Source organism: Bradyrhizobium sp. NP1, assembly GCF_030378205.1.
Taxonomy (GTDB): domain Bacteria; phylum Pseudomonadota; class Alphaproteobacteria; order Rhizobiales; family Xanthobacteraceae; genus Bradyrhizobium.
In genome coordinates, this window is record NZ_CP127385.1 from 4,754,776 (window position 1) to 4,778,522 (window position 23,747).

Here is a 23,747-nt window from a genome sequence, read left to right on the forward strand (position 1 = left end):
CGTTGAAGTCGCTGTGCTCTGCCTCAGGTCCGCCGGCGGCGGCTGCCAACGGGTATTAGCACTGGCCGCAGGCGTCTTTCATCGACAGGCCCGAGTCGTAGAAGCAATGACGGATCGCTGCCGCGGATTTCGGACCTAATCAAACGCGAACGAGCGTCCAAAACTTGGCTTAGCGTTCTGAGGAGAGAACTCGCCAGTTCAAACCTTCGAACCAATGAATTCTTCATTCGGGTCTCCCACCATGTCCGCCTGCCGCCGGCGTGCCATCGGCGCGTTGCGGTCAACGTATGCTTGCAATTGATTTTGACAAACGAAAAGTATCGCCACTTAATATCGATTTTACTGCCGCTAACCGGCTTCGCGTCAGCGAATCGACTGTCAGCACGCGCATTCACTCGCTTAGGGTCGCAATGCCGAAGGCAACCATAAGAGGTTCGAAAACGCCTCGTAGGCGATCGAGACGAGCGTGTAGGTTTAGGCGCAACCCAGGGCGTGACAACCTCGTTTATGCGCTCAGCCTCGAAGTGAACAATTGAGCCGCCGTAGCTCACGTAGACTCCAAGCCGCGGTCCGTTCAGACGTAACAACTTCCTTGATGCAAACCGACAATATTTCTCGCTTGTCAACGCAGCTCAAAGAGCGAGAAATCGAGCGGCGGCCGACATGCAATATGCGACCTGACGTATCAGGAAGGCTGCAGGTCCTCGTTCGCAGGGAAACGAAAATCATGCATAAAGCCCGGTTACCACGCCAAATTGATTCAGACGACACGGTCCAGACGCCCGCATCCTCTCCATGCGGAATGGGCGAGGCCGATCCTGCTTACTTCGGTTATTGGTCTAAGGAAGAAATGCTGCATTTTCTCAAGGATCTCCTTGAAACCGAGCGCATCGGCACCAGGGCGTTTGCTGCAATCGGCCGCGCAGCTGACCTTCATGTTGCAGACCTGGCTTTTGAGTCGGAACTCGCCCAAGGGGCAATATGCGTTCTTCTCAAGAAGGAGATTGCCACGAGAGGAGGCGGCGACGCGCTTGGCCAAAGTCAAAAGAAGACCGTCACGATGCCCGACCCGAAGTCCGGCCTCCAGCGCACGATTACGTTCGCAAGCTTCAATCAGGCCAGGTTGTCCGACATGATTGAGCAGGCCGTTCTGAATATCTTCGATTCCAAACTGAACGCGAAGCTTATGTACCTGCTACTCCTCCATCGTAAGCAAGTCGAGCAACTTGAAACCTTCCTTACCTAAACGACTTGCATGCGACGTTGCTATCCCAGATCGAGTTGTTGCGCGGGATCGTCAGATTGCCGGGACGGCGCCGTCAAGTCGAGCCTTGGGACGAATATGACCCCGCCGGACGCGATCGTCCGGCAATCCCCACATCTATGAAGCTGATGGAGAAGTCGACATGGCCGCAATTGAAACTTGCGAACAGCGGGCAAAGAGAGAACTCGACCTACAACTGGACGAGGAACTGGAGGGCACATTTCCGGCGAGCGATCCGCCTAAGGTTACTCGCTTTTCCACCAGATCTCGCGGGATTGCGAACCGGCAACGAAAAAACGCTGCTGTACCGAAAGATGAAAGCTGAGACCGCCTAAGCAAGCAGCCGCAATTCGAGATGCCTCAAGCAATCACCTGACTATCTATTGCTTTGCAGAGGACCACGCCATGGTGGGCTCCAAGTCTAACGCAGCGGCGGGCGTACCGCACGCTCTTATCGAGGCAATCCTCGGCACCGCTTCGGACGCAATCATTGCCAGCGACGCCGACGGGCGAATCACCTTTTGGAATCCTGGGGCGACCCGGATATTCGGCTTTACCACAGAGGAGGCTGTCGGAAGCTCCCTCGATTTGATCATTCCGGAAAATCTCAGAGCACGTCATTGGGCGGGATACGCTCGGGTAATGGCAACCGGCGAAAGCCATTACGGCCAAGGCGACCTTTTGTCGGCGCCGGCATTGACCAAGGACGGACGGCGCATTTCTGTCGAATTCACGATCGTCTTGCTGCACCACCAGGGAAGAGAGTTGGTTGGAACGGCAGCCATCCTCCGGGACGCGACAAAGCGCTTTGAAGAAATCCGCGAACTGAGGCGTCAGCTCAGGAAATCGAGATGCAGCGACGCCGCACCGATTGTCAACACGGCATCTTCCCCAGCGAAAGCGGGAGTGTGAAATGACCGAACTTCCTCGTCTAGAGTCTCAGTACGATGCTTTTTTATTCGCTTCCGTTTGCGAAACAGATGAGATGACATTGAGCGTCTTGTCTGTACTCGCACGTCACGACGTTGATCCCTGGCAAGAGGCTGCTCGCTTGGCCCAGCTTTCGAGGGATCAGGCGGTAAGCAGCCTTGCTTCGAGGATCTGGAAATCCAATAGCGAGCGGTGGTCCGCGTCGGAGGCGAGCATTCTGGCGGCACGTTTGATCGAACTTCTGCCCTCACATGGCCGTCCCCGCTCCAGCCAGCTCCGGGCGAACGACGGCAACGCCAGGCTGACATTTTGGGTCGTCGCTGGGCTGCTATCTATGTCAATCGCCATATCGGGAAACAGCATGCGAAAAGCCAAGGACTCCGACGTGTCGACCCATATCGTCAGCACGAATGTACAGGAAAATGCGGTGACACGATCGTCCCGCGGGATTGGAACAGATTAGGGCATCGGAGATCCAGGAGGAATATCGATGAGCAAGAGAATTTCTGCCGGGAACATCAAGCTGAAACGGGCATACGATTCCGCTGGCTCGGGTGATGGCACCCGAATACTGATCGACCGTCTGTGGCCCCGAGGCGTCAGAAAAGCAGATGCTGCGATCGATTTCTGGGCCAAGGACATCGCTCCTAGCACAGCGCTGCGGAGATGGTTCGGGCATGATCCTGCTCGTTGGCACGAATTTCGACGCCGCTACTCGGAAGAGATACATCGGTGTCAAGATCGGCTCGACGAACTGCGCACCCTCGCCCAGAAAGGACGCATTACCCTAGTTTTTGCTGCACATGATGAGGCTCACAACGACGCCGTCGTATTGAGAGAGATCCTCCTTGGTCGGAGCATTCCACGAAGGTCGTCCCGTCCTCGCTCGTCTTCACTCTGACCGTGCCAAAATCGCGGTTTTGCAGGCCACAATCGGGCCCCCATGCCCAGGTCGTCGACCGCACTCGTACTAGGCTTCGGAGGCGGTCAACTGCCGCATTCCTAATACCGTACAAACAGATCGGCCCGTGGACCGAATCAATCGACTGGATTGAACGATGCTGGTCAGGATCGCAACGCTAACCGTGGTCGTCATTCTTCCGAGTCGGGCAGAAGCGTGGGCGCGATGACAACCCACGTGCACCGCGCCCCTTTTCCCTCCAATGATTGCCTAGACGGCGCGACCGACTTTGAGCACCGTTAATTCGCGCCTTTCGCCGGTTCTGGTGTGGAACGATATAGTCTGATTGACCGAAAGGCCAAGAAGCGCAGCGCCGACAGGCGTCAACACGGACACGCGCCGGAGCGTGATGTCGGCATCAAAGGGATAAACCAGAATGATCTCCTGACTCTTTCCGGTCTGTTCGTCCCGAAACTCGACCTGGCTACCAAGATTGACAATGTCCGGACGCAACTTCTCCGCGGGAAGGACGTGCGCACGATCGAGCTCCTCACGAAGATACTCGCATACGTCCATCATCGGCCCGCTCGTCAGCGACGATAGCGCAGATAGCCTGGCGAAGTGGTTCGCGTCAATTGCAATTGGCGGTCTCATTTCAGCTATCCTTTCGCGATGCATTTCTTACTCCTAACGTTATCGAGCGACCGAGCTCGCTTTCCACCTTACGCGCTTCTAGGCTGCCTGGGGGCCGTCATCGAGCCCGGGAGACACGGCGGAAGACCGAGTGGCCTTACGGCGCGCTTTGAGCGGAAAGCGCAAGGGCGCACCCGCCGACGCCACGACATCCTCAACTGTAACGGAGTGAACTCCACCATCGATACTGAAGAACTTCATGCGATGCCCGACGCTCAATCCAAGAACGGCGGCGAGCTTGGAAATGCCGACCACACGGCCATTTGGGATGTAGGCGACCCAGGCCCGGTCGATGATCGGCGCCATGTGGTGCTCGCAATGGCTTTCGAAGCGAATCTCCCGCAGTACGATCATTTCGTCATACCCTTCGATTTCCTCGAAGGTCTTTTCCAGAATCTCGGCCGGGTCTTGGTCGTATCCCGAGAAAAACTCCGCGACCGAACGTGTCACACGAGCCGGCGTTTCGATCAGGCCATCTCGATCGGGATCTTCTCCGGTCCATCGGATGATGGTTCGTACCGCCGCTTCGACTTCCGCTAGGCTCGGCCTTTGGGTTTCTGTTTGCGACCCTCGCCGACCCAGCAAATGCACGTTTGGATTCATCGGTACACCCTTCTAGGCCGAAGTCCATGCAGCGTTTGGCGCACTTGTTGACGTCCATTTGGATGACCCGTGAGCAGAAAGGTGTCGAGCAAGAGCCGGATTTCAGAACTTAATCTCCAACAACGTAACTTGGCGCACCGCCCAGACAAACGAAAATACTTGGCGCTGCAAAGCAGAATTCATGCTTGGTGGAGCAGCGGTCAGCGGTGCTTGCCGGCGACCTCCATTGCTCGACATGCGGAGTCCGTCAAGTTCGAACAGTCAGGTCGATGGCAGCCAACACTATGGCGTCGACTGTTCCGGACAACAAACATGAAGCTCCTTCCCGGCGCTAGATTCGCTCGACGCCCGCCGTTGCGCCTTGGTAATCATGACCTCGACTCAGTACGAGGCGACGGCTCACATTGATATGTCCAAGATCGATCTTGGAAGCATTGATATTGCAGTAAACAGGCAACGAAATTCGGTTGCCCAACGCATCAGTTGATGGGTATGACTCCCAGGTCACCGCAGTATCTAGATATCACACCTTCGAAAGTATCCGCTGTGACGCGATCTTAGCCCAGCGCTAGATACTGCCCTGTAAGATGCCGCGGCGGGTCGATCCGCCTCTGTTCGCGCACCGCCGCTTCGTGCACCGGGTGTAAGATGCCTTCAGAAAGACGTGGCCATGAGAAACATTGAGCGAAGTCATTTCGAGCAGCGGCCGTCCATCGTCCTGACGGCGATGGACCGTGAAGCATTGTTTGCTCTGCTTGGCGACCCGTTGAAGACAACGGATGTGGCCGCTGCTTGCTTTCTTCGTGAGGAGATCGAACGCGCGGATATCATGTCAGATGATGTCGCTCCGCACTCGTCGGTCCGAGTCGGTTGTTACGTGAAATTCGTCGATCACGCGGATGCGCGCATTCGACGAGCTCAACTCGTTTTACCGGAAGAGACTCGGTGCAAACACCGTATTTCAGTCTTGAGTCCCGTCGGAAGTGCGCTGATCGGCCTTGGACCGGGGCAGTCGATCCGTTGGAAGGAGCAAGGTAGAGAGCGAAGCCTCGCGGTTCTTGAAGTGCGCGCGAGGCCGCCTGGTGGCGGTGCCATCGAAGAATAATTTCTGACTATCTCATCGCGGCGGGCGAGACAGCATTCCATATTATGGCGACCAATCGCCTCGCGCTAGCATCCCTCACTCCAGGGGCTGTACTGACAGCACGTTGTCCTATCCCGATCGTCTTCTTTCCCAGAACAAGACAGTTGTAGCAAAGCGATAATTGAATTCGTTTGTGTGGCCCGAAAGCCGAGTCTATCTCCCTCTTAAAGTTCTCTCTCGATCTGGAATTGTCGGCAACGAGAGCGGTAGGAGGCACCATGTCTACCCGACAGACGAACAGGCGCGGCGTTGCATCAGCTATGTGCGCCGAATGGCCGCATATGGTCTCGGCGATCCTTTTATTGGCCGTCACGCTCCCGTCTACCGGCTTTTGCTTCTGGCGCGAACACCTGTCTTGCTTCCATCGATGAGTTTGAATCGCACTCGCGATCTCAGCCATCGTCGCGCTGGGCCGCGTGTGCTTGTCGTCCGACCGTCACGGTCCTGGGACGCAAGCCAGGTCTCGCCAATGCATCGAGCGGCATCACAAAGGCAACAAAGGCCACGTCGTCGCCTGACCCGCAACTCGCACGATCCATCTCGCGCAAGACGATTTCGCGACCCTGTTGAGTAACGCATTTTGCAAACATAAATCCTGTACTCAAGCGACAATTAAATTCGTTTGCGAGGTGTTGCCGTTGATGAAATACCAAAACGGCGTTGCGGCGCTCGTCACAGACGTGATCACGAAATCGGCGCCGATATGGGAGGACGTGATGTCACAAACCTCAACTTCAAAGAACGTCGCCAATCGTCGAAGCTTCCTTACGCTCGCGATCGCCACCGCGGCGATTGTTTCGATTTCGCAAAGCGCTCTCGCGCGCGACAGGCACCATCACAGCAAGACCGCCGCTTCGGAATCTGACACACAGAAGAATGCTGCCCGTGATCAGAAGACGTTTCAAACCGCAGTGGCTCTTCGAGATCTTTGGCTTGGTCACATTTTCTGGGTGCGGAACGTTTCGGTCGCAGCGATCGACAAAAACGATTCGGCGATCAAGGCCGCGGAAAAGCAAGCAGTTGCAAACGCGCAAGCTATCGCCGCCTCAATTGAACCCTTTTATGGTGCACCAGCAAGGGATAAGTTTTTCAAGCTTCTCGCTGGCCATTATGGCGCGGTGAAAGCCTATCTGGTAGCGGCTGTAGCCGGTGATGTTTCTGCCCAGGCAAAGGCAACTCAGTCCCTTACGTCAAACGCCGAAGAGATCGCGACCTTCTTGAGTCAAGCGAATCCCTATTTGCCGAAAGATGCAGTGCAAGGCCTTCTTCTGGCGCATGGCGGCCATCACATCCAGCAAATCCAGCAATTGAGGGATCGCAATTACGACGCCGAGGCCCAGACTTGGGAAGAAATGAAGAAGCATGTCTATCAAATAGCAGACGCGACGGCGGACGCCCTGGCCAAACAATTCGCTAAAAAATTCTCCTGACGTTTCCAGCCGCATCCAGCGGCTCATCCGTCTTCGACAGAGCCGTCCAAGGCAGCTTGATCGGAGTTGAAAAAATGATGCAAAAGAGGGTTGCGTCGTGGAATCGCGATGACGATGTGCTTCTCGACTGCGGTAGCGCTCGCACAGATGATGCTATCGGGCTCGACGAGCTGTGAAGGATAGGTATCAAGCCGAGCCGTCGGTTATTCTGCCTCCACCTTCGCGACCGCCCGCAACACGGAGAGCGCCGTACCCAATGCAGCAGCATCGACATTCGTTGAATACGTGGCATAGACCGGAAAAGAGAAGTGGGGCGCGTCCGGGACTAGATGGAGTTTTCCGGATGCCAGATGAGACTCAACCGCATGCATTCGGAAGTAACCCGAACCACCCTCCGACAGAACATAATTGAGCGCCAGCGGACCAAGATTGGCCACCAAGCTCGGGGTTGTGTCCGGAAAACTTACCGCATGATGAAGGGAGAAATCCGGTCCCCATTCGACGTGAACGTATCTGGGATCATTTTCGTGATACGTCTTGAGGTCGGTTGTTACCAGTACGAGCTCTTCCTCGATCAGCAAATCTATCTGCAAACCAGGTCGATGCTGAGGCGCGTACATGATCGCGATATCAACGAGTCCGGCTGCTACGTGCGTGATTAGATCTTGAGGAACGTCGACATGAACGCGAAGCGCTATGTCCGGATGCGAGCGCCGCATCATCCTGACCCAGTCGAGCAGAAGCGGCTGCCACAAGCTGACCTCACTTCCAACCGTCAAAACTGCGCGGTGCCCTTCAGGCACGGCGACCTGCTGTTTTGCGCGCTGCCACAGTTGTACGAATGTCGGAGCGTAACGAAGGAATTGCTCACCCGCCGGAGTGAGACTCGCGCCGGCCTTATTGCGAACGAAAAGCGGTCGTCCGAGCTGCTGCTCAAGGAGGCGCACGCGTGCGCTTACCGTCGTTTGTGCGACATGCAAACGGTCGGCGGCTTTGATGAAGCTCCCCGTGGAGACGATCTCTATGAAAGTTCTAGCGAGCTCGATGTCCATGTTTTCATAGCATAATCAATGAGGACAAATGTCAATGAAATTCGTTTGTCTGCTCTGTTGTTCGATGTGACGGTGGCGTTCACCAAACGAGAAAGAGAACCTGGCGCTAAGGGTCACGCTCAGGGTGACAAGCCTGCTGGTAGTAAAAACTTTTGCCCTTCGTCACCGATACAGCAGCAAACGCAGCAAACGGTTAGCCGAGAGCTCTGCCCAGGAAGAAGAAATTGAACCAAATCTCCCTGCTAGTTGCGCTAATGGTTATCGCCGTCGACCCGGCTCGCGGACAGGATGTCGACATCCCTGCGGGGAGCCCTGACGCCGGTGCAATCGTCTTTAAGAAATGCATGGCCTGTCACCAGATCGGCCCCAATGCTCAAAATGGAATTGCACCGGTGCTTAACGGCGTCGTTGGCCGGCCGGCCGGTCAGTATCCAAACTATAGTTACTCATCAGCGAACAAGAACTCAGGTTTGGTGTGGGACGAGCGGACGTTATCCGCTTATCTCCGCGCGCCAACTAAAGTCGTACCTGGCACAAAGATGATCTTCTCTGGCCTGAAGAAAGGTCAGGAAATATCAGACGTGATCGCTTACCTGCGGCAATTCGCTGCAGATGGCCAACAGAATGGCCGATGATTGATACCGGGACGAGCATAGACGGATGCGCCATTCCCCCTGCGAAACATTAACGAAAGACCTTGCCATGGACGATCAGCCAGACACCGTTCGTGAAGCCGTCGGCGTCTTTGCGAGCGAGAACGATCTTCAGGCAGCAATCGACGAACTCCTGAGTTCCGGCTTCCACCGGGCGGAACTGAGTTTACTCGCCAGCGAAGAGGCGGTGAAAGAAAGGTTCGGCAGCGGCTTTGCGAGTGTGCGCGTTGTCGAAGACGATCCCGTTGTTCTGCGAACAGCATATGTCTCGCCAGAGGCCATTGGGGACGCTCAAGGGGGCATAGTGAGCGGCCTTGTGTATGCAGGAGCAACCGCTGCGGCAGGCACGGTCCTTATTTCGGGCGGAGCAATCGTCGCCGCCCTCGTCGCGGCAACATTAGCCGGTGGGGCCGGGGGCGTCGTCGGCGCGCTCCTGGCTAAGTGGCTGGGCGATAACCACGCGCGGTATCTGCAGACGCAAGTCGACCATGGAGGCCTGCTGCTATGGGTGCGAACCAGGGACACCAAGGCCGAGGATCGAGCAGTAGACGTCTTGAAGAGACATTCTTCACGGGATGTTCACGTGCACGCGTTGCCGTGGGAGGCTGTGCGGATTTAGTTGGAGGTGACGAAAGCGTAGCCCGCCAACGCGTCCTCGCGCTGTCTGAAGAGAGAGATGCCGCGTCGTCCCGATCCCCGTAGTTTTGATCTTACGCTCGGCCTTGCGCAAGACACACTTGCTGACGGAGCCAAGCTGCTTGGCCGTGTCAGTGACGAGCGGTGTTGTTAGTGCGGATTGGTAGCGAATTTGTCGCGGTCGGAGCTCGCTGCACTCATCGTCACGCTCCGCTTGTTGCGGGACTGAACGGCGCGCAGGGCAATCATTCTTGGTGCAAGTTTTATCGGGCTTGAAGTTGCGGCTGCCCTGCGTAGCCGCGGCATCGAGGTTCATGGTGGCGCCGGATGAGCGACCTTTGGATCACTGAGATTCAGCTTGCCATCCTGGATGGGATTCTTTGGCGGGCGTCTGAGGTCCACAATTAATTTTCGTAATCGATATTCCCAGTGCTGCGATCAATTTTCATGTGTTGGACAAGCGAGTCGTCAACGGTGACAACCTCGGCGGCGATGGTGCCGCCAACCGCATTGATGTTTCCAATTTTTAGCCGCTTGTTGCCGAGACGATCAAGTTGCGCGGTGAAATAGCCGCGCACGTCATCTACGGATAAAGTCATCGCCGGTACTACGTGCGATCCGAACAGCGCACTCATGCCTCCGGTGCTGCCACGCATCATATTGGGACCCATAATTCCAGAGGCCATCATGCTTTGGCCACCTTGCATCATACCGCTCATCATTGGGCATATCATGGCCCCGCCGCCCTGCGTCGTGCCCCGACCTATCATGCCTTGATTGGTGTCGCCTTGCATCATGCCGGGGCCCATCATACCCTGACCGGTGCCGCCCATCGTTCCCTGCGCAATAGCCGAGCCAGCGGATGCGATCCCAATGCCGAGCACCAGAGATACAGAAATAATTGTGCTTCTAGTGCTCATGGGCGTCACTCCTATCTCCGGTTAGATTGGGCCAACGCCGAACTCGACAAGCATTAGCCGGCTAGTCTAGTAACTCTATTCTGCACATACTTCCCACAAGTCGGCTCAGCGGAATTTCTCGAATGTTCAATCATTCCGCAGGAGTGGAGACCGGCTGTCGCTGCGTCTCGTTCGGCCCGGTCCGCGCCTTTTCCTCCTCGAGCCATAGATTATGGTGTTCCTTGGCCCAATTGAGATCAACGGTGCCGGTCCCCATGGCTTCCAACGCACCTTCCATGCCTACGGTACCAATGTAGATGTGCCCGATCATGGCGGCGACGAACAGCATGGCGACAATAGCATGCGCGATCTGAGCGACCTGCATGCTGGCGATGTCCGTGCCATAGAAGGGGAACATCAGCACATAGCCACTGGCCGCTACAGCAGTGCCGCCGAGAACGACGATCCAGTAAATCATCTTCTGCCCGGCGTTGAACCGGTAGGCCGGCGGGTGATCATGACCGACAATGCCGCCGCCGCGCTTCAACCATTCCACATCGACCCGATTCGGGATGTTTCCCGCGATCCACATCAGAAAAATCAAGAACACACCGATCGTGAACGGGAAACTCAGATAGTTGTGGCCGTATTTCGCCCATTGCGACCACGCCGTAAATGATTCGGGGCCGATGAGGGGCAACAGTAGAGGCTTGCCGAAGGTTACGTTGAGCCCCGACAGGGCGAGAATGATGAAACAGGTTGCCGTCATCCAATGCACGAACCGCTCGAAGCCGTTGAACCGCACGAGGGTGCGCCCTGACCGTCCACTCTCGATTTTCACCATGCCGCGCCAGAGATAGAAGACGATCAGTACGGCCAGAATACCGATGATGACAAGGCCACCGATCCAACGGAGCGTCACCTCGTGGAAATGTCGCCAATCACGGCCGGCGGGCTGCTCGATCGTGCAGGCCTTCTGATCGGGCACCGTGCAGCGACCTGATATCCGATTCAGTTCCTGGAAGAGTTGACCTTCCTTGACAGCGCTCGCCTGAGGGTTGACGGAGGTCGGCTGCTGGGCACTCGTAGGCTGCCCTCCAAACACCATCAGGAGGAATGCCAGCGCTCCGGCGATGACGCGGAACTTGATGGCTACACTCATCATGTCACATCCTCCTGTGATGGGCTCGCTTGGAACGTAGGCGAGCCTTGACCGCCGCGCTTGGATCAAGATGCGATGGTCTCTTGATACGCGGTCTTCCAGCCCCACGCTCCAGAGCCGTAACCGCGTTTCATCACGCGTTCCTTGTAAATCTGCGCTATGATTTCGCCGTCACCGGCGAGCAGCGATTTGGTGGAGCACATCTCTGCGCATAGTGGAAGCTTGCCTTCGGCCAGCCGGTTGGCGCCGTATTTCGCATACTCTTCCTTCGAGCCGTCAGCTTCAGGACCGCCGGCGCAGTAGGTGCACTTATCCATCTTTCCGCGCGAGCCGAAGTTTCCGACGCGGGGATACTGCGGCGCGCCAAACGGGCAGGCGTAGAAGCAATAGCCACAGCCGATGCAGAGATCCTTGGAGTGCAGCACGACGCCATCGGCAGTGGTGACGAAACAGTTTACCGGGCACACCGCCTGGCACGGCGCATCCGTGCAATGCATGCAGGCCATCGAGACCGATCTCTCGCCCGGCTTGCCGTCATTAATGGTTACGACGCGCCGGCGGTTGATTCCCCACGGGACGTCGTGCTCGTTCTTGCAGGCGGTAACGCAAGCGTTGCACTCGATACAACGGTCGGCGTCGCAGAGGAATTTCATACGAACCATGGTGTCGCCTCCCTATGCCGCACTGATCTGACACAAACTGACCTTGGGCTCCTGCATGCCGGTTGCCGGGTCGTAGCCGTAGGTCATGATCGTGTTGGCACTTTCGCCGAGTACGATCGGATCGGAGCCTTGCGGATATCTGGACCGCAGATCCTCGCCGGCGTACCAACCGCCAAAATGGAAGGGCATCCAGGTCACGCCTTTGCCGACACGTTCCGTCACCAGCGCTTTCATCTTCGCCTTGGCGCTGTTCTCAGCTCCTGTGACCCAGACCCAACCGCCATCCTTGATTCCCCGCTCGGCCGCGTCCGCTGGACTGATCTCGATGAACATGTCCTGCTGCAGCTCGGCGAGCCACCTGTTGGAGCGGGTTTCCTCGCCGCCGCCTTCGTATTCCACAAGGCGACCCGACGAAACGATCAGCGGGAACGCCTTGGCAATGCCTCTGTCGACGGCACTCTTCTGTACCGAGAAGCCGATATTCGGCAGTCTGAACTGCTTCGCGTCGGGCAACGTCGGATATTGTGCGATCAGATCGACGCGCGGCGAATAAATCGGCTCGCGGTGCACCGGAACTGGATCGGGTAAATTCCAGGCGACCGTCCGCGCCTTGCCGTTGCCGTAGGGCGAACAACCGTGCTTGATCGCGACGCGCTGGATGCCGCCGGAAAGATCCGTCGACCATGACACCGTGTCGATATTACCGGGGTTGCCGGCGACTTTTTCAATGGTCGCCAGTTCTGCGGCCGTAAGATCCTTGTCCCAGCCCAGTTTCTTGAAAACACCCATCGTGAATTCAGGATAGCCGTCCTTAATGTCCGAACCCGGCAGATATGAACCTTCGGCCAGCAGCGTCTGGCCGTTGCGCTCCACTCCAAAGCGCGCGCGGAATCCATTTCCGCCGTCCATGACAGCAGCGTCGCTGTTGTAGAGGATGGGGGAGCCGGGATGCCTGAGCTCCGGCGTGCCCCAACATGGCCACGGCAGACCGTAGAAGTCGCCGCCAACCTCCGGATCGTCCTTGGGCGCGCGCAACGTCACCAGATCGAATTTATGCTGGTTCCTCATGTGGGCTTTCAACCGCTCCGGCGACTGGCCGGTGTAGCCCGTGCTCCAGCTTCCCCGATTCATTTCGCGCAGGACGTCCTCGGGGACCGGACGATCGCCTTCAACCTTGATGTTCTTGAACATTTGGTCGGCGAAGCCGAGCTTCTTCGCTATTAAGTACAGAACCTGATAATCGTCCTTGGACTCGAAGCTTGGTTTAACGATTGGCTCACCCCACTGCAGTGAGCGATTGGACGCAACCCGCGAACCGGAGGTTTCGAACTGGGTGCAAATCGGCAGCAGGTACATGTTGTCCTTGCGCCCGGCCTTCACGGCGAGTGAAGCCCAGGTTGTGGGATGCGGATCGGCGACAACCAGCAAATCAAGCTGCGGCAGCGCTTTCATGGATTCTGGGATACGCGTGATGCTGTTGCTCGCGTGTCCTTGCACGAACATGCCTCGTACGTTGTCCTTCTGATCGACCTGGTCTCTTGGCAAAAGAACGGCATCGAACCAGCGCGTTAGGGGAATGCCCGCAGTTTCCATCATTTTTTTGGAATCGAAGCGGGAGACAAGATAATCGTAATCGACCTCCCAGACACGACCCCAATGCTTCCACGCACCTTCGCTTAGGCCGTAGTAAAAGGGCGTCGTGACGGTATCGACACCAATGTCAGTCGCGCCCTGCACATTGTCGTGCCCGCGGATGATGTTGGCACCTGTCCCCGGCTTGCCGACGTTACCCGTCGCCAACAATAACATACAGCTGGCGCGAACGTTCGCGGTGCCGACCGTATGATGGGTCTGGCCCATAGACCAAAGCAGGGTAGACGGCTTCTCGGTCGCGAACAATTTGGCGACGCGCTCGAGCTGTGCGCCGGGAACCCCACTGACGCGCTCGACCTCTTCCGGATTCCATTTGTCGATTTCTTTGCGAGCCTCTTCGAAACCATGGACACGCTGCTTGATGAACTCCTTGTCCTCCCAGCCGTTCTCGAAGATGTGCCACATCATCCCCATCAGCACGGGAATGTCAGTGCCGGGACGGATGCGGACATACTCGTTCGCATGAGCGGCGGTGCGCGTCATCCGCGGATCGATGACGATGAAGTTCGCCCTGTTGAGCTCCTTTCCTTCAAGCATGTGCTGCAGCGAGACCGGGTGTGCCTCCGCCGGATTGCAGCCCATGAACACCATGGTCTTGGAGTTGCGAACGTCATTGAAGCTGTTGGTCATCGCCCCATAGCCCCAGGTGTTGGCTACGCCAGTGACGGTGGTCGAATGACAGATACGCGCTTGATGGTCGTTGTTGTTGGTGCCCCAGAAAGCCGCAATCTTTCGGAAGAGATAAGCGCCTTCGTTGGAGAATTTCGCCGACCCCATCCAGTAGAATGATTCCGGCCCAGATTTCTGGCGGATCTCCAGCATCTTGTTGCCGATCTCATCAATGGCCTGATCCCATTTCACACGGGTCCACTGGCCGCCGACCAACTTCATCGGATATTTTAGCCGGCGCTCGCTGTGCACCAGTTCGCGGACCGAAGCGCCCTTGGCGCAATGCGAGCCCCTATTGATCGGGCTATCCCAACTCGGCTCCTGGCCGATCCATACGCCGTTGGATACTTCCGCAGTAACCGTGCAGCCAACGGCGCAGTGCGTACAGATGTTCTTGTGGATGGTGACCGCAGCGCCCGGTGCGGCCGGCGGGCCGGCCTTCGCTTTGCGCACACTCGTGAGCGGCAAGCTTCCGAGGGCGGCAAGGCCGCTTGCGGCAAGCCCCGAGCGGCGCAAGAAGGCACGACGATCGAGATGCTTGCTTGATTCACCGGCAAAGGCGGCGAGCGAGCCACGGTGCTTTTCGCGTTCGGTCCTCTTGATCAGCACTGTCGCCTCCCTTAACTCGGATAGCGGTTGACGCGGTAATAGGCCTTCACGTGGTCGCTTTCTTTGTAGCGAGACTTGCGTTTTTCATCGTTGCTCTCGCTGTCCGCTTTCGCCTCCAGAGCAAGGGGCGACGCGGCGGCGACCGCGATTCCCGCGCCAAGCGCATGAAGGAATCGGCGACGTCCGAGTAAGGTCTTGTCGAATGCTCGCATCACCACGTCCTCCTTCTTTGCACTTCCGCTCACGCGGGCAACGTGAATGCTTCCGTCTCGGTCTGCAGGAAGAGCCGACCGAGCGCCCCTACATGACGATAAAACTCAGCCGCCTCGGCCCGTTCCAGATCAACGAAGAAACGACCGATCCAGGAGGCAAGATGTTTCTCGAAGAACAGTTGCTGGATTCTATCGGTTACCGGGAACTGACCACTGACGATCCCGGCCATGATCTCGCAAAGCGTGGCGGCGTGGTCCTCCGGCTCCGCTTGTCCTTCGACACGTTCGATGCCGTGCGCGCCAAGATCCTCGCGCAATCGAGCCAACGGCCGTTCGTTAAGAAAACCGGTGAGATAGTAGGATCCATAGGGAAGCAGTTCGCCGCGCCCAACTCCGATGAAAAGGGTGAAGTACTCGCGTGCGATCCGCTCTGCGTTCGCGCTGCCGGCTGCCTGCGCAAGAGCCACATGCGCGAGGCCAAGCGAGGTCGTATCACCACGGAGCTTGGCAATCCGACCGAGCGTCGCTGCATCCGGTGTCCGGCTCAACAACATTGCGAGGAGAGAATATTCTTGAGCGCGGCTCGCATCGACGTCGTCAATCTCGACGGGTTGCTCGCGACGGTGCTCCGGCCACAGGATCTCGCTTTCGAGATCCATCACGGCTTCAACCGACAACGCACGCTTCGGAACATGAGACAAACTCGACACGCGAAGCTGAGGTGCTGCAGTCAGATCTGTAAGTCCTGGAACTCCGCCAATTGCGCGAACAGGACCCCGAGATTTCCGGCCGCTTATTTCATTATCCGCTTTTGCTGCGCCCTTGTGGATATTCACGGCCATCCCGTTAGCCTCTCACCAAATGCGCAGGTCCTGCGCTCGTTCGCTGTCGCCTGTGCAGAGTTGCTCGCGTGATGGGCATGCGTAGCAACTCAACGCGTGCGAAGCTCTCACCAAAGGGATGCATGAGACAATTGAATTATATTGGGAATTGACTGCAGTTTCCTTGTTAGACGCAGGATGCAGACCGAAATCGAATGCCGAGGATGCGATACGAAGCATGTCGCCGCCGGCGCGCACTGCCTCAGCCGCGGGGGTGGAGCGAAGGTTGTCGAGTGCGCTGAAAATGCTTGTGAAGTCGTCGATCTCGACCCGTTGAGACCCTCAGATGGGCGGCTTGCCGCACTGGCCTGGTCGGCTATTTCCGCTCGTTTCTAAACTCGAGGGAGTGAAGAATCACTCGTTGTGACGGGCGGATGCAACGCTGCAGCTCTGGTGTCCGGCTCCCCCAAGAGACGGGTCAAAAGTCGCCCGCCTTCCTCCCCGTCGATTGGTCCAAAGCCAGCCATCGCGCCAGGCGCGTTAAAGTCCCACGAGTTCTCCGATAGGCCGACAAAGTCTCGGATAACAGGATCTAACGACCACGCGCGACGAAGCGCCGCACGCGCCAAGTCGACAGGCACCCCGGTTTCTAGGAAAGCGCGGATATTGGATTCGGCACCAACCGATTCGATTGCAGGCAGACTCGCAGGATCGAATGGCAATACATTTCCGCTCGGCTCAAGAGGAGCAAGACCGGTTTCAGACGCCGTGCTATTCGAGGTCTCGATCTGCTTCGCTTGCTTGATCTTGTCCGTAGCCGCGTCGTGCTTGCGACGGGACCATCGCGCAAGAAAATCCGCGTCGTTACTCATCCCCGCTCCTATATTGCGGGCCACGCCGTGCCAGCGCTTCCGGATCCGCACGATTGCGCTTGCGCTTCTCGAAGGTCCGCTCGACGTGGTGTTCGGCGATAAACGAGGCAATGGTATCTCGGATCGAGACGGGCATGGGCACGGCTTCCACGATACCTTGGCCTGGCTCAGTCAAAGCCTCGCCTTCCGCTGGGTCTGCCGTGACGGCGGCAATTTGATACGGCGGGTCGCCTGCGGTTGAGAGCAAAGCAACCCATACTGAAGGCGCGGCCGAGACGAGATTATCGCGGTAATTTTCAGTTTCTGTGCGGTACAGCTCGATCTCAGCCGCACCAACGTAGAATGTCACGGTCTCTTCTTCGCTCGCCAGCTGCGTCCACGGATCCACGTCCGGGATCCCGCCAAGCACGGCGGTCGGGCGCCAGATAAATTCACACCACGGCGAATTTGCCGTGGACCGTTCGACAACGACGCCGATGGGAATCCGTAGGAGCGGCGCCATCATGTTCACACGGCTGCCTCCAGATTTTGGATCGAGCGTTTGATAAACATATTTTGCAATTTCATGCGTAGCACTTTCAAAGCGTGACCACCGGGATAGGAAAGACCGTTTCACTGCTGCGTTCTCGACTACTACGCTCGCCGCCTTGAATGTCAATCAGTGGAGTCGCGCTGGGCTCTTCCCTGAGAGCGAAGGGGCGGGCCACCGGAGGCATTTCGTAACACAGAGTTCGGACGACGGTCTCAGTCCACCATTGCTTTCGCAATCGCAAGGAACCATCCTCTCGCCAGAGACGGGTCCTCGGCGCCGCTCATAGCCATTCAAATTGTCATACCGAAAACAACCCAATCCGGCACGGCGCGTTCATCAGCGCACCAAGTGAGCCGGCTGATCACGCACTCATGCCCGTCCCAGCTTTTTCATTTCCTCAATGGCGAGAACCGAATGGGCGTAGGCCGCTCCAGCTCGCATTTCCGCGGCGACCCAGATTGCCTCCATCAGCTCTTGTTCCGAGGCGCCGTGCCGTAGTGCGGCCTTCGTGTGCCCCTTAATGCAATATGGACATTGGGTGACATGGGCCACTGCGACCGCGATGATTTGCTTAACCTTGGCAGGCAGCGCGCCGTCCGCGAAAACTGTCTGGCTGAAGTTTTGAAAAGCCGCCTCGGCGTCGGGTGATAGGTCCTTGCGCTTCTGTGCAAGCTCTCGCGTGCTCGACTGAGATACGATGTCGGGCATGTGTGTCTCCTGTTCTGGAGCTGCGCCGAGACCGACACTCCGGCCCCACCGCTTTGCGCTCTTGTTTATCGGCATATGGGGCGAGACAACCAATATACCAAGGCGGTGGGAGAACCGCATCCGAACTGTTAACGGACGCCCGGCTTGTCACGATCGAGACCCTTGGCGGCAAGATCATCCAGATACGACTGGAACAGCCGCCCGGCATCGCGCCCGACCTCATGTAAGAATGCCCAAGAAAATATGCCGGTCGTGTGCATGTCATCGAAACCGAGGCGTACCGCATAGTTGCCAACAGGATCAACTGAAAGGATCTCAACATTTCGCTTGCCACCGATCGTCTTGCGCTCGGATTCGGAATGACCTTGGACTTCGGCAGAGGGACTTGTCACGCGGAGCAATTCTGCGGAAAGGTCGAAGGATGCTCCATCGTCGAACACAACATTCAGCGTACGACGATCCTTCGCAAGGCGGATTTCGACGGGCCAAGGTGGGTCAGCGTTCGTCTGGCTCATTTCGCGCCTCCAGTCAGGACGGGCGAGGTTTCGCAATCAAAAGGGTCACCAATGCGATGGAAGCAGGCAAGTATGACAATTAGCCTCTCTTGCGTTGCATCCTGCTTACACTACCTTGTTGAAGTATCATCCTCTGGAGGTGGCGTCATGAAGGCTTTTATTGTGGCAGTGATTTGCGCGGCAGCGATCGGAGTTGGCGCGTTCTATGTCCTCCATGCCCAACAGGAGACGGTCGACGTCGCATTTTCGACAAGCGGCGCGCGCGTCGGCGACCCAGGACACAATCTCGTCGGGATAAACTAGAAGAAGCATCATTCGAGACAAGGTATGGCGCCGACGCTCGATCGGCCGGGCGATTTAGATTGCTCGCTTGGAATATTCACCGCGGGGCCCTCTTGAGCGCGTTTCGTAGTGAAAACATTGAGATGCGTCAGACCAATCGCCATCGACGGTGCTTCTCACGTGCGGTCGGCATTAATCAACCCAACAAGGTCGACTTGGTCTACAGACACGTCTTCGTCTTCGATCTCAAGGAAGGTGAATACACGCGTATGCGCGTGCAGCCGATCGGCTCCCGGCGCCGATTCCCGTGGCTTTAATGTGCGGAACCGCTCGCGCATCTCGCCATTCTCGATGCAGCGTTGCACGGCGAGCAGCGTCTGCGGCGAATGATCGCAGAGCGAAGCCGCAAAGGCGACCTCTTCTTCCGCTGCAACGCGAGCAGCCTGAGGATCGGGCGCGCCGAATTGCGACAGCAAGCGCGCAGCGAGACGCTCAACAGCACCTTGCATGTCCGCTTCGGTCGCCTCGGTTACGATGGCCAGCGTCGACCAGCCGAGACTTTCGATACCAAGGAAGCCCGAGCGCAGGGCTACTCGCTGTTTCTGGCCGAGTGCGGTTGGATCGTTGCAATCCCCGAACACGAAAGCTCCCGAGACGGCCCATTCGCCTGACTCAGCAGCGCGTTCAAACACAAACGTGTCTGACGGGTCTAGCCTGATGGTCCGCGGAAGCTTTAGCATCTTCGCGTCAAGCGAGCTTGGGGCCACGAAGGCCCGGATCATACCACGCCGCGCGAGAGAGGCCATCGAGAAGGCTAGTCCTATCCGCCGCGCCCACTTCGAACGGTGCGCTAATGAGAAGGTCGCCGTTGCGATCGATCCTGCGCCGCTCGCCGGCTTTGCTCTTGGGTAGCCGCGTCAGATAGTTGCAGGCGACAGGATCGAACCCAGATTCGTTCCATTGGTCGAAGCCAATCATCAAATGCCGCGCGAAACTTCCTACGATTGCATCAGTTTGAACAATTTCGAAGCCTTCTCCCATCAGCGATACGGTGCGCGGCATCGCGCCAGGCTCGATACTGACTAAATCAACTGCGCGTAGCATGACGCCCAGCACCAGCCAGGCTGGCGCGTCGGTCTCGGCGCAGTCTTCGGGCCAGCCGAGACGCACCCCGCCCAGCAGTCCGCCATCGAATAAGATTGAATCGGGCCACGCAAAATTGACTTCCCGCTCGGGTGGACAATGCGCCGCGATGGCATCGGCGGTCGCATTCATTCCGACGAATAGCGCACGCCGCGCTGATACCAGTGGCTCGGCCGGTTCCAGCACGACGGCAAGCTCGACGAGGTCGTAGCGCCCGACCGAGACCAGCGTTCCGGCGCCAGCTTGCATTGCAATTGCGAGGCCATGAGCAAACGCGTCGCCGCTCTCGCGCAACAAGACCGGAGTATAACCAGGCGGTAGGTCGAGCGCCCGCTCGGCCTCATTGACTCGCGACATCATGCGAACCATCCTCCTCGGTACCTATTGATCCAAAGTCGCAAATGCTCGCGGCTCCATTGCAAAATGTCCTGTGTGCGTTATCTGGGCAGGTATGATACCGAGGTCAAGCAGACGACGTCTCGAAATTCCGGTCGCATCGAAGCATGGAGGTCTAGCCATGCCGATTGTAAGGACCGACGCCGCGGGAGGAAACGATGGGTGATACCGCACCTCATCTGATGATCTGCACCTGCGAGAAAACCATGCCGCTGGACGCGCCGGCGATTGGCCGCGTCTGTACAGGGCAGATCACCCAAGCAGACCAGCTCTGCGGGCTCGAAATCGACCGGTTCAAGGCGGCACTCGCCGAAGGCATACCTGTTACCGTCGCCTGTACCCAGGAAGCACCCTTGTTCCGGGAGCTTGCGGAAGATCTCGTCACCTCCTCAGCGCTCACCTTCGTCAACATTCGAGAGGCCGCGGGATGGTCGAAGAACGCGGCTGCGGCTGGTCCGAAAACCGCGGCGTTGATCGCAGCGGCGGCCGAGGATTCGCCGCCCGTCGCAATGGTGACGCTCGAAAGCAACGGCGTCGCCTTGATCTATGGCCGCGGCGATGCGGCGATCGAAGTCGGTCGCCGACTTACCGATCGTCTCGACGTCACGGTGCTTCTGACCGAGCCCGGCGATGTGACCCCTCGCTACTCAAACGAATTTCCAATCCGGAAGGGCAGCGTACGCAATGGGCGTGGGCATCTCGGCCAGTTTGAACTGACGATCGACGACTATGCATTCCCCGCGCCTTCGTCGCGCCGCCGGCTGGAGTTCGGAGTTCCGCACAATGGCGCGGTCTCGACCTGCGACCTCGTACTGGATCTCAGCGGCGGCTCGCCAATGTTTCCCGCCCACGAATTGCGGCCCGGCTATCTGCGAGCCGATCCCCGTGACCGCGCCGCAGTCGAAAAACTGATCTTGGACGCCGGCCATCTGGTCGGCACGTTCGACAAGCCGCGCTTTATCGAGTTGGACGAATCGCTCTGTGCCCATTCGCGCTCCGGAATCACGGGCTGTACGCGTTGTCTTGACCTCTGTCCGACTGGCGCGATCACGCCAAACGGCAACGCGGTGACAATCGACCCCGCCGTCTGCGCAGGCTGTGGCGCTTGCGCCGCGGCCTGCCCGACCGGAGCGGCATCCTATGCGCTGCCGGCCGCAGATGTACTGATGCGACGGTTGCGCACGCTTGTGCAGGCCTACCGCAAGGCTGGCGGCATCAATGCCGTCGTGCTTCTTCATGATGGCGACCATGGCGCGCCGCTCATCGACGCGCTGGCGCGGTTTGGTGACGGCCTGCCGGCAAACGTGCTCCCGGTCCAGGTCAACGAAGTCACGCAGATCGGGCCTGAGGCGGTTGCCGCGCTGTTCGCTTACGGCGCAGCCGGCGTCACGTTGCTGACCCGTGCAAAACCCCGTCACGACCCTCTTAGCCTGCTGCGCGTTGTTGAGACGTCGGAAACCATCGTCGCGGCGCTCGGCTTCGGTGATGGGTTGGTGCGCATCATCCAGACCGATGACCCCGATCAATTCCGTGCAATGTTGGACGCAGCGCCGGTTGGCGTTGCAACCCAAAAGCCCGCCACCTTCGTTCCGCGTGGTGCCAAGCGCGGCCTACTTGAGACGACTTTTCGCGAACTCCATCTCGCGGCGCCTGTGCCCGTCGATATCGTCGCACTTGCGCCCGGCGCGCCGTTCGGCGGTGTGTCGCTGAATGTCGAGAGCTGCACGCTCTGTCACTCCTGTGTGACCGCTTGCCCCTCCGGTGCGCTGTCGGACAATCCGGACCGCGCAATGCTGCGCTTCACCGAGAGCATCTGTGTCCAATGCGGGCTATGCGAAGCGACATGTCCCGAGGACGCCATTACACTGCAACCGCGGCTCGATTTCCAGGCATGGAACGCGCCGAAGCGGGTGTTGAAGGAAGAGGATCCGTTCCATTGCATCGGATGTGGCAAGCCGTTCGGCACGAAAAGCGCAATCGAACGTGTGGTCGCCAAGCTTGAGGAAAAGCACTGGATGTTTACCGGTGCTAATGCACGGCGCATCGACGTCGTGAAGATGTGCGAGGACTGCCGCGTAGAGGCCGTCGTCAACGAAAGTTTCGACCCGCATGCGGTACCGCGCCCACCGACCGTGACCACCGAGGATTACTTGCGCGCTCGCGAAGCGGGCAAGGCCAATCCAATCAAGTAGTCACGAACGCCGTCAACCGCGCTGCAGCAAGAGTCAGGAGATTCGTGTGCCCGTTACCGAGACTGAAGCAAGGGCGCGCGCGACGTCGAAGCAAATCGGCATTTCGGGTATCAAGCATATCGTCGCGGTCGCCTCCGGCAAGGGTGGTGTCGGAAAGTCCACGACGTCGTGCAATCTTGTGCTTGGATTCGCCGCGCTCGGGCTGAAGGTCGGCATCCTCGATGCGGATATCTACGGTCCCTCGCAGCCAAGACTGTTCGGGCTGCGCGGCAAGCCACGGCTGGTCGGCCCGCGCACGCTGGAGCCGATGGAGCGCTTCGGCGTGAAAGTCATGTCGATCGGCTTTTTGGTCGAGGAAGACCTCGCAATGATCTGGCGCGGGCCGATGGTGATATCAGCCATCACCCAGATGCTGCGCGAAGTCGCATGGGGCGATCTCGACGTGCTCGTCGTCGATCTGCCGCCGGGCACCGGCGATGCGTCACTCACCATGGCACAACAGACGCCGCTTGCGGGCGCGGTAATAGTCTCGACGCCGCAGGACATTGCGTTGATCGACACGAGGCGTGGCATCGCCATGTTCCGGAAAGTCAATGTGCCATTGCTCGGCGTGATCGAGAATATGTCGAGCTTTTGCTGCCCCGATTGCGGGCACGTATCGCCGATCTTCGGCCACGGCGGCGCGCGGAGCGAGGCCGAAAAGATCGGTGCGCCGTTCCTCGGCGAGATACCCCTGGACATTCAGATTCGCATGACGTCGGATGACGGGCGTCCGATCGTTGCGACCGAACCCGAGAGCGTCCATGCCAAAGTCTACATCGGAATCGCCCGGCAGGCCTGGTTGGCGCTGTCAGCGGGACGAGCCAACAAGTCCACGCCACGTATCGTCATCGAATGAATTTGCGGGAATTCCACGACTGGTCTGACCCGAGTGAGGTCGGCGGCGCTTTGAAAATGAATATCCGACGACCATGCTTCTGCTCGTACGTCGAATTCAAATAGCATCGAGGCAAGGTGGCGCAGGCGGTGTGAAGGCCCCGAACATCCCGATCGCCAGCGAGCCAAGCTTTCGACGTCGCCGTGTACACCATCCAAGAAAACAATCTGCGCCGTA

The 23,747-nt window shown here is 58.1% G+C and carries 27 protein-coding genes and 2 pseudogenes; 14 read left to right on the plus strand and 15 right to left on the minus strand.

Annotated elements, in window-relative coordinates; genetic code table 11:
• Positions 1-727 precede the first annotated feature (727 nt).
• The 5 genes from QOU61_RS23015 to QOU61_RS23035 all read left to right on the plus strand — a co-directional run bounded on the left by QOU61_RS23015 (position 728) and on the right by QOU61_RS23035 (position 3,095).
• Positions 728-1,246 carry a DUF6306 domain-containing protein gene (locus QOU61_RS23015; RefSeq protein WP_289653484.1) on the plus strand — a complete coding sequence of 173 codons (519 nt, stop codon included), beginning with the start codon at positions 728-730 and terminating at the stop codon, positions 1,244-1,246.
• 160 nt (positions 1,247-1,406) lie between these two features.
• Entirely contained in the window at positions 1,407-1,589 is a 183-nt protein-coding gene (locus QOU61_RS23020) for a hypothetical protein (RefSeq protein WP_289653485.1), read from the plus strand.
• 80 nt (positions 1,590-1,669) lie between these two features.
• Positions 1,670-2,176, plus strand: a complete 507-nt coding sequence (locus tag QOU61_RS23025; protein ID WP_289653486.1) for a PAS domain-containing protein — start codon at positions 1,670-1,672, stop codon at positions 2,174-2,176.
• A 1-nt stretch (position 2,177) separates the two neighbouring features.
• The gene (locus QOU61_RS23030) at positions 2,178-2,657 is read left to right on the plus strand and encodes a hypothetical protein (RefSeq protein ID WP_289653487.1); all 480 of its coding nucleotides are present in this window, start codon (positions 2,178-2,180) and stop codon (positions 2,655-2,657) included.
• A 27-nt stretch (positions 2,658-2,684) separates the two neighbouring features.
• Positions 2,685-3,095 carry a DUF488 domain-containing protein gene (locus tag QOU61_RS23035; protein WP_289653488.1) on the plus strand — a complete coding sequence of 137 codons (411 nt, stop codon included), beginning with the start codon at positions 2,685-2,687 and terminating at the stop codon, positions 3,093-3,095.
• A gap of 270 nt (positions 3,096-3,365) precedes the next feature.
• On the opposite strand, the gene rnk is transcribed toward QOU61_RS23035, so the two are convergent.
• Entirely contained in the window at positions 3,366-3,773 is a 408-nt protein-coding gene (gene rnk / locus QOU61_RS23040; RefSeq protein ID WP_289653489.1) for a nucleoside diphosphate kinase regulator, read from the minus strand.
• Between the two features lie 54 nt (positions 3,774-3,827).
• Positions 3,828-4,391 carry a GTP cyclohydrolase I gene (gene folE, locus QOU61_RS23045; protein WP_289653490.1) on the minus strand — a complete coding sequence of 188 codons (564 nt, stop codon included), beginning with the start codon at positions 4,389-4,391 and terminating at the stop codon, positions 3,828-3,830.
• A 670-nt stretch (positions 4,392-5,061) separates the two neighbouring features.
• Here folE and QOU61_RS23050 point away from each other — a divergent pair.
• Together QOU61_RS23050 and QOU61_RS23055 are read left to right on the plus strand one after the other, a co-directional pair.
• On the plus strand, positions 5,062-5,496 hold the full coding sequence (locus tag QOU61_RS23050) for a GreA/GreB family elongation factor (RefSeq protein ID WP_289653491.1): 435 nt from the start codon (positions 5,062-5,064) through the stop codon (positions 5,494-5,496).
• A gap of 680 nt (positions 5,497-6,176) precedes the next feature.
• On the plus strand, positions 6,177-6,965 hold the full coding sequence (locus QOU61_RS23055; RefSeq protein ID WP_289653493.1) for a hypothetical protein: 789 nt from the start codon (positions 6,177-6,179) through the stop codon (positions 6,963-6,965).
• A gap of 203 nt (positions 6,966-7,168) precedes the next feature.
• On the opposite strand, the gene QOU61_RS23060 is transcribed toward QOU61_RS23055, so the two are convergent.
• Positions 7,169-8,017: a LysR family transcriptional regulator gene (locus QOU61_RS23060; RefSeq protein ID WP_289653494.1), complete on the minus strand. Its 849-nt coding sequence runs from the start codon at positions 8,015-8,017 to the stop codon at positions 7,169-7,171.
• A 224-nt stretch (positions 8,018-8,241) separates the two neighbouring features.
• Here QOU61_RS23060 and QOU61_RS23065 point away from each other — a divergent pair, with 224 nt between their 5' ends.
• From QOU61_RS23065 to QOU61_RS23075, 4 genes and pseudogenes are all read left to right on the plus strand, one after another.
• Positions 8,242-8,652 carry a c-type cytochrome gene (locus tag QOU61_RS23065; RefSeq protein WP_289653495.1) on the plus strand — a complete coding sequence of 137 codons (411 nt, stop codon included), beginning with the start codon at positions 8,242-8,244 and terminating at the stop codon, positions 8,650-8,652.
• A 67-nt stretch (positions 8,653-8,719) separates the two neighbouring features.
• Positions 8,720-9,289, plus strand: coding sequence for a hypothetical protein (locus tag QOU61_RS23070; protein ID WP_289653496.1), 570 nt, complete (start codon positions 8,720-8,722; stop codon positions 9,287-9,289).
• Positions 9,290-9,459: 170 nt separating this feature from the next.
• Positions 9,460-9,582, plus strand: a complete 123-nt coding sequence (locus QOU61_RS37235) for a Rieske (2Fe-2S) protein (RefSeq protein ID WP_354142544.1) — start codon at positions 9,460-9,462, stop codon at positions 9,580-9,582.
• A pseudogene (locus tag QOU61_RS23075) lies at positions 9,536-9,650 on the plus strand (NAD-binding protein); the annotation flags it as partial. The gene QOU61_RS37235 and the pseudogene QOU61_RS23075, both read left to right, overlap by 47 nt.
• A 60-nt stretch (positions 9,651-9,710) precedes the next feature.
• On the opposite strand, the gene QOU61_RS23080 reads toward QOU61_RS23075, so the two are convergent.
• From QOU61_RS23080 to QOU61_RS23125, 10 genes are all read right to left on the minus strand, one after another.
• Positions 9,711-10,226: a hypothetical protein gene (locus QOU61_RS23080; RefSeq protein WP_289653498.1), complete on the minus strand. Its 516-nt coding sequence runs from the start codon at positions 10,224-10,226 to the stop codon at positions 9,711-9,713.
• A 130-nt stretch (positions 10,227-10,356) separates the two neighbouring features.
• Complete coding sequence (locus tag QOU61_RS23085) at positions 10,357-11,370, minus strand: formate dehydrogenase subunit gamma (RefSeq protein WP_289653499.1); 1,014 nt, start codon at positions 11,368-11,370, stop codon at positions 10,357-10,359.
• A 62-nt stretch (positions 11,371-11,432) separates the two neighbouring features.
• Complete coding sequence (fdh3B, locus tag QOU61_RS23090) at positions 11,433-12,029, minus strand: formate dehydrogenase FDH3 subunit beta (protein WP_289653500.1); 597 nt, start codon at positions 12,027-12,029, stop codon at positions 11,433-11,435.
• 12 nt (positions 12,030-12,041) lie between these two features.
• Entirely contained in the window at positions 12,042-14,960 is a 2,919-nt protein-coding gene (locus QOU61_RS23095) for a formate dehydrogenase subunit alpha (RefSeq protein WP_289653502.1), read from the minus strand.
• A gap of 11 nt (positions 14,961-14,971) precedes the next feature.
• A complete protein-coding gene (locus QOU61_RS23100) occupies positions 14,972-15,172 on the minus strand; it encodes a formate dehydrogenase (protein ID WP_289653503.1) in 201 nt (66 codons plus the stop codon).
• A 29-nt stretch (positions 15,173-15,201) separates the two neighbouring features.
• On the minus strand, positions 15,202-16,014 hold the full coding sequence (locus tag QOU61_RS23105) for a TorD/DmsD family molecular chaperone (protein WP_289653504.1): 813 nt from the start codon (positions 16,012-16,014) through the stop codon (positions 15,202-15,204).
• A 371-nt stretch (positions 16,015-16,385) separates the two neighbouring features.
• On the minus strand, positions 16,386-16,865 hold the full coding sequence (locus QOU61_RS23110; protein ID WP_289653505.1) for a DUF3306 domain-containing protein: 480 nt from the start codon (positions 16,863-16,865) through the stop codon (positions 16,386-16,388).
• Positions 16,858-17,523, minus strand: coding sequence for a DUF3305 domain-containing protein (locus tag QOU61_RS23115; RefSeq protein WP_354142463.1), 666 nt, complete (start codon positions 17,521-17,523; stop codon positions 16,858-16,860). The genes QOU61_RS23110 and QOU61_RS23115 overlap by 8 nt, the downstream gene beginning before the upstream one ends.
• Before the next feature lie 243 nt (positions 17,524-17,766).
• Positions 17,767-18,105 (minus strand): carboxymuconolactone decarboxylase family protein, encoded by a 339-nt coding sequence (locus tag QOU61_RS23120; protein WP_289653506.1) that lies wholly within the window; start codon positions 18,103-18,105, stop codon positions 17,767-17,769.
• A gap of 128 nt (positions 18,106-18,233) precedes the next feature.
• Positions 18,234-18,620, minus strand: a complete 387-nt coding sequence (locus QOU61_RS23125) for a gamma-butyrobetaine hydroxylase family protein (RefSeq protein WP_289653507.1) — start codon at positions 18,618-18,620, stop codon at positions 18,234-18,236.
• Positions 18,621-18,767: 147 nt separating this feature from the next.
• Here QOU61_RS23125 and QOU61_RS23130 point away from each other — a divergent pair, with 147 nt between their 5' ends.
• Positions 18,768-18,923: a hypothetical protein gene (locus QOU61_RS23130; RefSeq protein ID WP_289653509.1), complete on the plus strand. Its 156-nt coding sequence runs from the start codon at positions 18,768-18,770 to the stop codon at positions 18,921-18,923.
• A 155-nt stretch (positions 18,924-19,078) separates the two neighbouring features.
• Here QOU61_RS23130 and QOU61_RS23135 read toward each other — a convergent pair whose 3' ends face one another.
• Positions 19,079-19,642 carry a DUF6505 family protein gene (locus tag QOU61_RS23135; protein ID WP_289653510.1) on the minus strand — a complete coding sequence of 188 codons (564 nt, stop codon included), beginning with the start codon at positions 19,640-19,642 and terminating at the stop codon, positions 19,079-19,081.
• A gap of 7 nt (positions 19,643-19,649) precedes the next feature.
• Positions 19,650-20,405, minus strand: coding sequence for a biotin/lipoate--protein ligase family protein (locus QOU61_RS23140; protein ID WP_289653511.1), 756 nt, complete (start codon positions 20,403-20,405; stop codon positions 19,650-19,652).
• 242 nt (positions 20,406-20,647) lie between these two features.
• On the opposite strand from QOU61_RS23140, the gene QOU61_RS23145 reads away from it, so the two are divergent.
• Together QOU61_RS23145 and QOU61_RS23150 are read left to right on the plus strand one after the other, a co-directional pair.
• The gene (locus tag QOU61_RS23145) at positions 20,648-22,633 is read left to right on the plus strand and encodes a 4Fe-4S binding protein (protein ID WP_289661697.1); all 1,986 of its coding nucleotides are present in this window, start codon (positions 20,648-20,650) and stop codon (positions 22,631-22,633) included.
• Positions 22,634-22,733: 100 nt separating this feature from the next.
• A pseudogene (locus tag QOU61_RS23150) lies at positions 22,734-23,531 on the plus strand (Mrp/NBP35 family ATP-binding protein); the annotation flags it as partial.
• Between the last annotated feature and the right edge of the window lie 216 nt (positions 23,532-23,747).

What these genes read in the sequence shown, in the direction of transcription:
- QOU61_RS23125 (WP_289653507.1), bottom strand. Translation starts at nt 18,620, where the DNA reads ATGAGCCAGACGAACGCTGACCCACCTTGGCCCGTCGAAATCCGCCTT.
- QOU61_RS23105 (WP_289653504.1), bottom strand. Translation starts at nt 16,014, where the DNA reads ATGGCCGTGAATATCCACAAGGGCGCAGCAAAAGCGGATAATGAAATA.
- QOU61_RS23110 (WP_289653505.1), bottom strand. Translation starts at nt 16,865, where the DNA reads ATGAGTAACGACGCGGATTTTCTTGCGCGATGGTCCCGTCGCAAGCAC.
- folE (WP_289653490.1), bottom strand. Translation starts at nt 4,391, where the DNA reads ATGAATCCAAACGTGCATTTGCTGGGTCGGCGAGGGTCGCAAACAGAA.
- QOU61_RS23050 (WP_289653491.1), top strand. Translation starts at nt 5,062, where the DNA reads ATGAGAAACATTGAGCGAAGTCATTTCGAGCAGCGGCCGTCCATCGTC.
- QOU61_RS23055 (WP_289653493.1), top strand. Translation starts at nt 6,177, where the DNA reads ATGAAATACCAAAACGGCGTTGCGGCGCTCGTCACAGACGTGATCACG.
- QOU61_RS23135 (WP_289653510.1), bottom strand. Translation starts at nt 19,642, where the DNA reads ATGCTAAAGCTTCCGCGGACCATCAGGCTAGACCCGTCAGACACGTTT.
- QOU61_RS23080 (WP_289653498.1), bottom strand. Translation starts at nt 10,226, where the DNA reads ATGAGCACTAGAAGCACAATTATTTCTGTATCTCTGGTGCTCGGCATT.
- QOU61_RS23140 (WP_289653511.1), bottom strand. Translation starts at nt 20,405, where the DNA reads ATGATGTCGCGAGTCAATGAGGCCGAGCGGGCGCTCGACCTACCGCCT.
- rnk (WP_289653489.1), bottom strand. Translation starts at nt 3,773, where the DNA reads ATGCATCGCGAAAGGATAGCTGAAATGAGACCGCCAATTGCAATTGAC.
- QOU61_RS23120 (WP_289653506.1), bottom strand. Translation starts at nt 18,105, where the DNA reads ATGCCCGACATCGTATCTCAGTCGAGCACGCGAGAGCTTGCACAGAAG.
- QOU61_RS23085 (WP_289653499.1), bottom strand. Translation starts at nt 11,370, where the DNA reads ATGATGAGTGTAGCCATCAAGTTCCGCGTCATCGCCGGAGCGCTGGCA.
- QOU61_RS23015 (WP_289653484.1), top strand. Translation starts at nt 728, where the DNA reads ATGCATAAAGCCCGGTTACCACGCCAAATTGATTCAGACGACACGGTC.
- QOU61_RS23020 (WP_289653485.1), top strand. Translation starts at nt 1,407, where the DNA reads ATGGCCGCAATTGAAACTTGCGAACAGCGGGCAAAGAGAGAACTCGAC.
- fdh3B (WP_289653500.1), bottom strand. Translation starts at nt 12,029, where the DNA reads ATGGTTCGTATGAAATTCCTCTGCGACGCCGACCGTTGTATCGAGTGC.
- QOU61_RS23060 (WP_289653494.1), bottom strand. Translation starts at nt 8,017, where the DNA reads ATGGACATCGAGCTCGCTAGAACTTTCATAGAGATCGTCTCCACGGGG.
- QOU61_RS23145 (WP_289661697.1), top strand. Translation starts at nt 20,648, where the DNA reads ATGCCGCTGGACGCGCCGGCGATTGGCCGCGTCTGTACAGGGCAGATC.
- QOU61_RS23070 (WP_289653496.1), top strand. Translation starts at nt 8,720, where the DNA reads ATGGACGATCAGCCAGACACCGTTCGTGAAGCCGTCGGCGTCTTTGCG.
- QOU61_RS23130 (WP_289653509.1), top strand. Translation starts at nt 18,768, where the DNA reads ATGAAGGCTTTTATTGTGGCAGTGATTTGCGCGGCAGCGATCGGAGTT.
- QOU61_RS23025 (WP_289653486.1), top strand. Translation starts at nt 1,670, where the DNA reads ATGGTGGGCTCCAAGTCTAACGCAGCGGCGGGCGTACCGCACGCTCTT.
- QOU61_RS23100 (WP_289653503.1), bottom strand. Translation starts at nt 15,172, where the DNA reads ATGCGAGCATTCGACAAGACCTTACTCGGACGTCGCCGATTCCTTCAT.
- QOU61_RS23035 (WP_289653488.1), top strand. Translation starts at nt 2,685, where the DNA reads ATGAGCAAGAGAATTTCTGCCGGGAACATCAAGCTGAAACGGGCATAC.
- QOU61_RS23030 (WP_289653487.1), top strand. Translation starts at nt 2,178, where the DNA reads ATGACCGAACTTCCTCGTCTAGAGTCTCAGTACGATGCTTTTTTATTC.